We start from the raw sequence: 1,795 nt of genomic DNA on the forward strand, positions 1-1,795 counted from the left end.
GTCTACGGCGTGCTGGGCTACTCCGCGGACCTCGCTGTCCGTCTCCTGCAGAGGAGCGTGTCGACCACTCGCCCGTCCACCGCGGCTCCGGCCGCATCCCCCGGGAGGCTGACACACCGTGGGTGACTTCCTGTCCCAGTTCAGCGAGCTCTTCGCGAACTACGACGTGCTCGGAGCGTTCTGGGTCAACATCCAGCTGACGTTCTGGGCCGCGATCTTCTCGCTGGTCCTCGGGACCGTGCTCGCGCTCATGCGCATCTCGCCGATCGCGAGCCTGCAGTGGGCCGGCGCCGCGTACGTGAACATCCTGCGCAACACGCCGCTGACCGTCATCATGACGTTCACGTTCCTGGCCGTGTGGACGCAGCTGCAGATCTCGTTGTCCGACGACTTCGCGCAGAACTTCTTCCGCTTCGCCGTCATCGGCCTGACCGTCTACCACGCGGCGTTCGTCTGCGAGTCGATCCGCTCGGGGGTCAACACCGTGCCGCTGGGTCAGGCGGAGGCCGCCCGCGCGATCGGGCTGCCCTTCCTGCCGGCGGCGCGCCTCATCATCCTGCCGCAGGCGTTCCGTGGCTCGGTCGCGCCCCTCGGCAACACCCTCATCGCGCTGCTGAAGAACTCCACGGTGGCCGCCGCGGCGAGCGTCTCCACAGAGACCTCGACGCTGATGCGGGAGATGATCGAGAGCAACGCCGACCTCATCTACGCGATCTTCATGACCTTCGCGATCGGCTTCGTCATCCTCGTGATCCCCATCGGCCTGCTCACCACGTACCTCTCCAACCGACTGGCGGTGCGCCGATGAGCTCCCAGCACTCCGTCCTCTTCGACGCCCCCGGCCCGCGTGCCCGGCGATGGATCGTCCTCGGCAACGTCGTCGGCGCGCTCGTCGTCCTCGGCATCGCGGCGGTGGTCCTGGTCGAGCTGGGCCGCAAGGGCCAGCTCTCCTGGGACCTGTGGGGTCCCGTCTTCACGTCGAGCGCCTGGCAGGACTACTTCATCCCGGGCCTGCAGAACACCCTGCGCGCGGCCGGGTTCGCCATCGTGGGGGCGATCCTCTTCGGGCTGATCTTCGGGTCGGGGCGCCTCGCACGATCGCGGACCGTCCGCTGGATCAGCGGCGTCGTCGTCGAGTTCTTCCGCGCCGTGCCCGTGCTGCTCATGATGATCTTCTTCTGGCTCCTGTTCGGCTTCAACCGGATCGGCACCGAGCCGGCGTTCCTGGCCGTGGTCGTGGCGCTCATCCTGTACAACGGCTCCGTCATCGCGGAGCTGGTGCGGGCCGGCGTCGGCAACCTGCCGAAGGGCCAGTCCGAGGCAGGCCTCGCGGTCGGGCTCACGGGTGGGCAGGTGCTGCGCTCGATCCAGCTCCCCCAGGCCCTCATCGCGATGCTGCCGGCGCTGGTCTCCCAGCTGGTCGTGGTCCTCAAGGACACCGCCCTGGGCCAGATCATCACCTACGACGAGCTGCTGCGCGCCGCGCAGATCTTCGGCAACGGCCACAGCAACAACCTGCAGACGCTCACCGTCGCGGCCGTGGTCTTCATCGTCATCAACTGGGCGCTGACCGCCGTGGCGCGGTGGCTCTCCCGCTACCTCAGCGGGCGCACGTCCGGCGCCACGGGGACCGGTCCCGGGATCGGCAACCCGACGACCGTCGCCGGCGGCAAGACGACGGGGCCGGGCAACGCCATCGCCGCCACCGGAGACCCGTCCGCGACCTGACGCGCGGTCACGCCTGCCACGCAGGACGACGGATGCCCCCGGACGCTTCTCGCGTCCGGGGGCATCC

At 69.1% G+C, this 1,795-nt stretch carries 2 protein-coding genes; both read left to right on the top strand.

Going from position 1 to position 1,795, the window contains the following annotated elements; all coding sequences use genetic code 11:
* The first annotated feature begins 118 nt into the window (after positions 1-118).
* The gene (locus ACFWEK_RS21345; protein WP_430547334.1) at positions 119-808 is read left to right on the top strand and encodes an amino acid ABC transporter permease; all 690 of its coding nucleotides are present in this window, start codon (positions 119-121) and stop codon (positions 806-808) included.
* Complete coding sequence (locus tag ACFWEK_RS21350) at positions 805-1,728, top strand: amino acid ABC transporter permease (RefSeq protein WP_430555342.1); 924 nt, start codon at positions 805-807, stop codon at positions 1,726-1,728. Before ACFWEK_RS21345 ends, ACFWEK_RS21350 begins: the two co-directional genes overlap by 4 nt.
* Positions 1,729-1,795: the final 67 nt, after the last annotated feature.

Source organism: Isoptericola sp. NPDC060257, from assembly GCF_042726645.1.
Lineage (GTDB): Bacteria > Actinomycetota > Actinomycetes > Actinomycetales > Cellulomonadaceae > Isoptericola > Isoptericola nanjingensis.

Excerpts from the sequence above, each read along its gene's own strand:
- ACFWEK_RS21350 (WP_430555342.1), top strand. The coding sequence starts at position 805 with ATGAGCTCCCAGCACTCCGTCCTCTTCGACGCCCCCGGCCCGCGTGCC.